At 70.8% G+C, this 7,802-nt stretch carries 8 protein-coding genes; 5 read left to right on the plus strand and 3 right to left on the minus strand.

The genetic code is table 11. The annotated features are described in order from the left end of the window. Window positions 1-100: 100 nt before the first annotated feature. A complete protein-coding gene (locus G6048_RS45455) occupies window positions 101-904 on the minus strand; it encodes a FadR/GntR family transcriptional regulator (RefSeq protein ID WP_165345483.1) in 804 nt (267 codons plus the stop codon). Between the two features lie 159 nt (window positions 905-1,063). On the opposite strand from G6048_RS45455, the gene G6048_RS45460 reads away from it, so the two are divergent. Continuing rightward, a complete protein-coding gene (locus G6048_RS45460; protein ID WP_165345484.1) occupies window positions 1,064-1,906 on the plus strand; it encodes an enoyl-CoA hydratase-related protein in 843 nt (280 codons plus the stop codon). Further along, the gene (locus G6048_RS45465; protein ID WP_165345485.1) at window positions 1,903-2,493 is read left to right on the plus strand and encodes a DUF2889 domain-containing protein; all 591 of its coding nucleotides are present in this window, start codon (window positions 1,903-1,905) and stop codon (window positions 2,491-2,493) included. Before G6048_RS45460 ends, G6048_RS45465 begins: the two co-directional genes overlap by 4 nt. A 66-nt stretch (window positions 2,494-2,559) precedes the next feature. On the opposite strand, the gene G6048_RS45470 is transcribed toward G6048_RS45465, so the two are convergent. Further along, on the minus strand, window positions 2,560-3,063 hold the full coding sequence (locus tag G6048_RS45470; RefSeq protein WP_165345486.1) for a carboxymuconolactone decarboxylase family protein: 504 nt from the start codon (window positions 3,061-3,063) through the stop codon (window positions 2,560-2,562). 224 nt (window positions 3,064-3,287) lie between these two features. Beyond that, the gene (locus tag G6048_RS45475; RefSeq protein WP_206342940.1) at window positions 3,288-4,514 is read right to left on the minus strand and encodes an acyl-CoA dehydrogenase family protein; all 1,227 of its coding nucleotides are present in this window, start codon (window positions 4,512-4,514) and stop codon (window positions 3,288-3,290) included. Between the two features lie 127 nt (window positions 4,515-4,641). Here G6048_RS45475 and fabG point away from each other — a divergent pair, with 127 nt between their 5' ends. The 3 genes from fabG to G6048_RS45490 all read left to right on the plus strand — a co-directional run. Continuing rightward, window positions 4,642-5,388 carry a 3-oxoacyl-ACP reductase FabG gene (gene fabG / locus G6048_RS45480; RefSeq protein WP_165345487.1) on the plus strand — a complete coding sequence of 249 codons (747 nt, stop codon included), beginning with the start codon at window positions 4,642-4,644 and terminating at the stop codon, window positions 5,386-5,388. Window positions 5,389-5,518: 130 nt separating this feature from the next. Then, on the plus strand, window positions 5,519-6,769 hold the full coding sequence (locus tag G6048_RS45485; RefSeq protein ID WP_206342941.1) for an acetyl-CoA C-acetyltransferase: 1,251 nt from the start codon (window positions 5,519-5,521) through the stop codon (window positions 6,767-6,769). Beyond that, window positions 6,769-7,802: hydroxymethylglutaryl-CoA synthase family protein (locus G6048_RS45490; protein ID WP_165345488.1), on the plus strand; the 1,034-nt coding region annotated here is incomplete at its 3' end. The genes G6048_RS45485 and G6048_RS45490, both read left to right, overlap by 1 nt.

Here is a 7,802-nt window from a genome sequence, read left to right on the forward strand (position 1 = left end):
GGTGGGGTCCGGGTGGCGGGCGCCGGACATGCATCGGGCCCGCCGGCCGGCCGGCCCGTGGACGGGATGCGGATCCCGTGGGTCGGTGCGGATTCCGTGGTCAGTCGATGAGCTCCAGGACCGTCTTCGGTCCCGCCGAGTTGACGACGTCGTCCGCGCTGGAAATGTGGCGCTGCCACAGTTTCTCTGCCTCGTCCGCCTTGCCCGACTCGATCAGGCCCACCAGCCGTACGTGCGCACGGTGGCCCTTGAGGGCCTGGGTTTTCTGGGCCTCGGTGTCGGCGGCGGCAGCGGTGTACGAGGCGTTGGCGCGGTCGACGATGTTGCGCAGCATGCCGCAGAGCAGGATCAGGGTCTGGTTGCCGGTCAGTTCGACCAGCAGGGCATGGAAGGCGTCCTGGGCGTCGACCAGGGCGAGCGGGTCGTCGAGGACGGTCTTCTCCGCGGCCACCGCCTCGCGCAGCCGCTTGATGTCCGCCGCCGTGTGCTTGGCGGCGAGCTGGCGTGCGCACGGTGGCTCGATCATCGCCGCCGCGCGGTAGACGTCGCCGAGGGTGGCGCCGCGGTACTCCAGGATCAGACCGGCGAAGCGGGCCGCGACATCGGCGTCCGGCGCGCTCACCCGGGCACCGCCGTGCGCTCCGCGGCGCACCGTGATCAGCGACTCGGACTCCAGTACGCGGAAGGCCTCGCGCAGCGTCGGCCGGGAGATGCCGAACTGCTCCATGAGCCCTGACTCCGGCGGCAGCGCGTCGCCGGGCTTCAGCTCGCCGCGCACGATCTGGCGGCGCAGGTGTCCGGCGACCAGCTCGGCCGTCTTCGGAACGCGCACCTGGCGCCCGACGCGTGCACGGGAGGGGACGGGCACGGTGGGTACTTCTGCTGCGCCGGCTGCCTCGGCCACGACGGACACTCCTCGCTGGTGATCGATCCCGTCCACTTTGCCTGATATAGCAAAATGAATCTTCTTAGTGCACCGAGGGTACCAGGTCAAGGGGCCGGTGATCACCTCCCCTGTGATATAGATGATTCATATAGCTATAAGCGCGGGAGGGGCTGCTCGATGACCGAGAAACCGACCCCGGTGATCCTCACCGAACTGACCGGCGACGGGGTCATGCTGCTCACCCTGAACCGGCCCGAGCGGCACAACGCCTGGACCCTGGAGATGGAGCTGCTCTACAACGAGCTGTTCGACCGCGCCGAGAAGGATCCGGCGGTACGGGCCGTCGTCCTCACCGGCGCCGGCCGCAGCTTCTGCCCGGGCATGGACATGAGCGTGCTGGACGGGGCGTCCTCCGGCGCCCGGCCCTGGCCGACCGACCAACTGCCGCCGCGCACCCGGCCGATGACCTTCCCGAAGCCCGTCGTGGCGGCCGTCAACGGCGCCTGCGCCGGGATCGGCTTCAACCAGGCCGTGATGTGCGATGTGCGGTTCGCCGTGCCCGGCGCCAAGTTCGCCGCCGCCTTCAGCGCGCGCGGACTCGTGGCGGAGGACGGCGTGTCCTGGATCCTGCCGCGGCTCGTCGGATACGGGAACGCCGGCGACCTGCTGCTCTCCTCGCGCCGCATCAGCGGCACGGAAGCGCTCGCGATGGGCCTCGTCAACCGGCTGTGCGAACCCGACGAACTCCTCCCGGCCGCCCTCGCGTACGCCACCGAACTGGCCCGCTCGGCCAGCCCGTACGCCATGTCCCTCATCAAGCGGCAACTCGCCGACGACCAGACGAGAACCTTCGTGGAGAGCCGCGACGCCGCGGCCCGGCTGCTGGCGACGGCCAAGCGGGCGCCGGACTACCGGGAGGGCGTACGCAGCTTCATCGAGCGGCGGCAGCCCGAGTTCGCGGCGCTGGAAGAGCTCGCGGAGTTGGGAGAGCCGGCGGTGCTGGGGGAGGAGTCGTCGTGACGCGCGCCGAGGTGCCGCTGCATCGTCGTACGGTCAGCGTCACCGCGTACGACGAGGGTGGGGGCGAGATCTCCGTCGAGGCCGAACTGCGGGACGAGCGGCCCTGGGTGACGGAGCCGGACGCCGGTGTCGTGCACCGGATGGTGCTCGCCGTGCGGGTTCGGCTGGCGGACATGGTCATCGTGGCGGCCGATGCGGACATGCGCACGTTTCCGCACGCCGAGTGTCCGTTGATCACGCCGGTCTTCGGTGGGCTGGTGGGGCTCAGTGTCGCTGCCGGGTACAACCGGGCCATACAGGAGCGCTTTCGTGGGGTGTCCGGGTGCTCTCATCTGTACGAGTTGGCGCGGGTGCTCGGGCCTGCCGTGGTGCAGGCCGGGATCTCGGCCAACGCGGGGCTTCGTATGGCCGGGCGGCCCTCCGATGACCCGCGTTCCACGGCGGGGGTGCTGAACAGCTGCCATATCTGGGCGCCTGGTGGGGTGGGGCTGCGGAAGCTGGATGCGGGGTGGCGGCCGGGGACGGGGCCGCGGCCTGTGCCGGAGGTCGAGGTGTTTGAGCCGAGATCCTCAACAGAGTCAAGCTGAGGACGAGTGCGAGTACACACAACGGGGTCCGGGGAAGCGGACCTGGCTGCTGCCTGAGGCATCCCGTCAGCTCATGGGCGGCAGTCCGGGTTCCGGCTGCACCTGCAGAGAGTTCAGGGTGAAGGCCAGCAGATGATAGTGGCCCACCAGCATCGGCAGCTCGATCAACTGGCGCTCCGTCAGGTGCTGGGCCAGCCCTTCCCACGTCGACTGGCCGATCCGGGCGCCGGAGTGCAACTCGTCCGTGGCCCGCAGCAGCAACGACTGCCGTTCCGTCCACCCCGGCGCCTCGGGACCCGCGGCGACCCGCGCCATGTCGTCCGATGACAGCCCGGCCTTCGCGGCGATCCTCACGTGCTGGCCCCACTCGTAGGGTGACTCGCAATTGCGCGCCACTCGAAGGATCACCAACTCGCGTTCAGCGAAGGGCAGGTCGCCCGCAAGCAGCAACTGGCTGCTGAAGGGAAGCCAGGCGGCGAACAACTCCGGATGACGAGCAAGCGTCGTGAACACATGTGCCTCACCGAGCGAAGACACGCCGAGGCCCAGTGAACCGATGTCGGCGGACAACGTCTCCCGCACGGATTCAGCCCATTCCTCCGCGGGCTGCGGAGGAATGCGGGGCGCGGCGGGCGGCAGCGGCGGCTCTGACACGCGGCCACGCTACGCCAAGGGCAGTCCGGCCAAAACGCCGACGACAAGCCATGTCGCTGAAGGACTTCAAGCCACGCGTCACCGACTTCGTCACCGCGGGCGGCCTCGAACTGCCCCGCATCCTGGGTGAGACCTGAGGATCACACCCTCGGCTCGCGCGGCAGGCCCAGCACCTTCTCCGCGAGGATGTTCCGCTGGACCTGCGATGTCCCCGCATAGATCGTGCCGGACCGGGCGATCAGGTACGTCGTCGACCAGGACGCCGAGGAGTTCGCGGCGCCGGGGTCGTCCGTGCGGTACGTACGCAGAGGTGGGCGGCCCACCGGGACCTGGGCGTGCAGGCCCATGATGTCCATCGCCAGGTCCGTGACCTCGGTGTGGTACTCGCTCCAGTACAGCTTGGCGATCGAGGACTCCGGGCCGGGCTCGGCGCCCCTCAGCCAGCCGGTGAGGATGCGGTAGCCGAGGTAGCGCATGATCTCGACCTTGGACCAGCACCAGGCGATGCGCTGCCGGACGACCGGGTCCTGGTCCTTGCCGTACTCGCGGGCGAGGTCGACGAGACGCTCCACCTCGGCCTTGAACAGGATGGGGTTCGTCGCGGCCTCCTCCCCGCGCTCCACGCCCAGCAGGCTCTGTGCGACCGCCCAGCCGTTGTTCACTTCGCCCACGACGAGATCGGCCCGGGTCCGAGCGCCGCTGAAGAAGACCTCGTTGAAGTGGAGTTGGCCGCTCATCATGCGGAACGGGCGTACCTCGACGCCGGGTTGGCGCAGCGGCACCAGCAGGAAGGAGATGCCCCGGTGCTTCGGGGCGTCGCGGTCGGTGCGGGCCAGGACGAAGATCCAGTCACAGTGGTGGGCGCCGGACGTCCACACCTTCTGGCCGTCGATGACCCACTCCTCGCCGTCCCGCACCGCGCGCGTCGTGAGCGAGGCCAGGTCCGAGCCGGCGTCGGGCTCCGAGTACCCCTGGCACCAGGTGTCCTCGCCGCTCAGGATCCGCGGCAGGAAGTCGGCCTTCTGCTCCTCGGTGCCCCAGCGCAGCAGCGTGTTCGCCAGCATCTTGACGCCGAAGGTGTCCTGCGGCAGTCCGAACGGCACGCCGGCCAGGGCCAGTTCCTCCATCAGGACGACCTGGTGGAGCTTGGAGAGGCCGCGACCGCCGTACTGCTCCGGCCAGGTCAGGGAGAGGTATCCGCGCTCGGCGAGCCGGGTCCGCCAGTCGCGGGCGAAGGTCCAGGCGGCCTCCTCGTCGAGGGCGCCGATGCCTGTCCAGCCGGCCGGCAGGGCGGACGCGAGGAACGCCTTGACCTCGGCGCGGAACGTCTCGGTCTCCGGCGGGTAACTGATGTCCACCTGCGTCATCTCCTCCTCGGCCGGGGCCCGTGCGCCGCTCTGCGATCAGTCGGCCCTGGTTGATACTTTCAGCGTAATAGGTTATCTATTTTAGAGGAATAGCGGAGAGCTGGAGACGAGTCGGGCGGGCAACGACATGGGACTGCTGGACGGCCGGGCCGCGGTGATCACCGGAGCCGCGCAGGGCATCGGATACGAGATCGCCGGCGTACTCGGCGGCGCGGGCGCTTCCGTCGTCATCGGGGACATCAACGAGGAGGCCGCGGCCGAGGCCGCCGAGCGCCTCGTGAAACATGGCGTCGCCGCCACCTCGCTGCGCTGCGACGTCACCGAGGAGGACGAGGTCGCGGCCCTGGTCGCGCACTGCGCCGACACCTTCGGACCGGTCGGCGTCATGGTCAACAACGCCGGAATCACCCGGGACGCCACCCTGCGCAAGATGGCCCTCACCGACTTCCGCGCCGTCGTGGACGTCCACCTCACCGGCGCCTGGAACGGCACCCGGTACGCCGCCGCGGCGATGCGCGAGCACGGCCACGGCGGCAGCATCGTCAACATCTCCTCCATCGCCGGCAAGGTCGGCAACTTCGGCCAGACCAACTACAGCGCGGCCAAAGCCGGACTCGTCGGCCTCACCAAGGCCTCCGCCAAGGAGCTGGCCGGAGCCGGAATCCGGGTCAACGCCGTGCAGCCCGGGCTGATCCGTACCGCCATGACCGAGGCGATGCCCCAGTCCGCCTGGGACGCGAAGCTGGCCGAGATCCCCATGGCCCGCGCCGGTGAACCTGCCGAGGTCGCCCAGACGGTCCTCTTCCTCGCCTCCGACATGGCGAGCTACATCACCGGAGCCGTCCTCGAAGTGACCGGCGGCCGCTACATGTGACCTGCCGCCGCTGCGTACGCGATCGGCGCCCCCAGACCCGTACCCCTGGAACCCCGTACCTCTGAAGCCCCGCACTTCTCAAGTCCCGTACACCTGAAGCCCTTTGCCCCCGAACCGAAAGGCCGTCCCGATGCCCGCCCTCCTGCGTGACGCGGTGATCTGTGAACCCGTGCGTACCCCCGTCGGCGGCTACGGAGGCGTCTTCCGCGAGGTGACCGCGGCCGAATTGGCTGCCACGGTCGTACGGGCCATCCTCGAGCGGACCGGAGTGCCGCCCGGCGCCGTGGACGACGTCCTGCTGGGCCAGTGCTATCCCAACGGCGAGGCGCCCGCGATCGGGCGGGTCGTCGCCCTGGACGCCGGACTGCCGGTGGAGGTGCCGGGGCTCCAGATCGACCGGCGCTGCGGATCCGGACTGCAGGCCGTGATCAACGCCGCCATGCAGGTGCAGACCGGTGCCAGCGATCTCGTCCTCGCAGGTGGCGTGGAGTCCATGAGCCAGGCCGAGTTCTACACCACCGACGTGCGGTGGGGCGTACGCGGCGCCGGTACCACGCTGCACGACCGGCTGGCCCGTGGCCGGGTCACTTCCGGCGGGGTCAACCACCCTGTGGCGGGCGGGATGTTGGAGACCGCCGAGAACCTGCGCCGCGAGTACGGCATTCCGCGCGAGGAGCAGGACCTGCTCGCTCTGCGTTCGCACGAGAAGGCCGTCGCGGCTCAGCGGGCGGGGCGCTTCGCCGACGAGATCGTGCCCGTCACCGTACGGACGCGCAGAGGCGAGACCATCGTCGACACCGACGAACACCCGCGCCCCAACTCCTCGTTGGAGAAACTCGCCACCCTGCGACCCGTACTCGGCCGACAGGACCCCGACGCCACCGTGACCGCCGGGAACGCCAGCGGTCAGAACGACGGCGCCTCCGTCTGCATCGTCACTCACCCCGAGCGCGCGGCCGAACTGGGGCTGCGTCCGCTCGGCCGGCTCGTCTCCTGGGCCGTCGTGGGCGTGCCCCCGGAGACGATGGGCATCGGGCCGGTCCCGGCGACAGCCCGTGCCCTGGAGAGAGCGGGCCTGAAGCTCGCCGACATCGACCTCATCGAACTGAACGAGGCCTTCGCCGCCCAGGTGCTGGCCTGCACCCGTGAATGGGGCCTGACCGAGGGCGACTTCGAGAGGTTCAACGTCAACGGCTCCGGCATCTCGCTGGGCCACCCCGTCGGCGCCACCGGCGGTCGCATCCTCGCCACCCTGCTGCGCGAACTCGACCGCCGCGAGGCCCGCTACGGCCTGGAGACCATGTGCCTCGGCGGCGGCCAAGGGCTTGCCGCGGTCTTCGAACGGCCGACGACCACCACTCACGCTCTTGGAGGACGCTGATGGCCGGACTGATCGCATACGGCGCCTATGTGCCGCACCACCGTCTCGCGCGGGCCGACATCGCCGCAACCCTCGGGACCCGGGCGGCGAAGGGGACCCGCTCGGTCGCGGGCTACGACGAGGACACCACCTCGATGGCCGTCGAAGCGGCCCGCGGCGCCCTGACCGCCGACGGGCTGCGCCCCCGCGTCGGCCAGCTCTTCCTCGCCACCGCCGCGCCCGCCTATCTCGACAAGACCAACGCGACCGCCGTGCACGCCGCGCTCTCCCTCGACGAGCACGTACTCGCCGTCGACATGGCCGGCTCCGTACGCTCCGGACTCGGCGCCCTGGTCACTGCCGCCCGTTCCGCGGTCCCGACCCTCGCGGTGCTGTCCGACCTGCGCACCGGGCTGCCCGGCGGTACGGACGAGAGCGCCGGCGGCGACGGCGCGGCGGCCTTCGTCTTCGGCGGACACCGCGACGGGGCGCCCGTCATCGCCGAACTCCTCGCCCACGACACCGTCAGCGACGAACTCCTCGACCGCTGGCGGCTGCCGGGCGCGCCCGCCTCCCGCGTCTGGGAGGAGCGGTTCGCCGAGGAGATCTACGTCGACCTCGCGGGCAGGGCCCTCGGCGCCGCGCTCGACCGCGCCAAGCTCTCCGCCGACGCCGTCGACCATTTCGCGGTCGCGGGACTGCACGCCCGGGCCTGTGCGGCGGTGCGCCGGACAGCGGGCGTACGGCCCGAGACGGTGACCGGAGACCTCACCGGGGCCATCGGCAACGCGGGCACCGCCCAGCCCGGACTGCTCCTCGCCGACGTCCTGGACCGAGCCCGACCCGGCGAGACCATCGCGCTCGTCGTCCTCGGCGACGGCGCCGGAGTGCTGCTGCTGCGTGCCACGGACGCCCTGCCCGCGCACCGTGCCGCCCGCCCGGTGGCCGCGCAGATCGCCACGGGCGGCGCCCCCGTCCCGTACGCCACCTACCTCACCTGGCGCGGACTCCTCGACCGCGAACCGCCCCGTCGACCGGACCCCGAGCCCCCGTA

This window comes from Streptomyces ureilyticus (genome assembly GCF_011045025.1).
Taxonomy (GTDB): Bacteria; Actinomycetota; Actinomycetes; order Streptomycetales; family Streptomycetaceae; genus Streptomyces; species Streptomyces ureilyticus.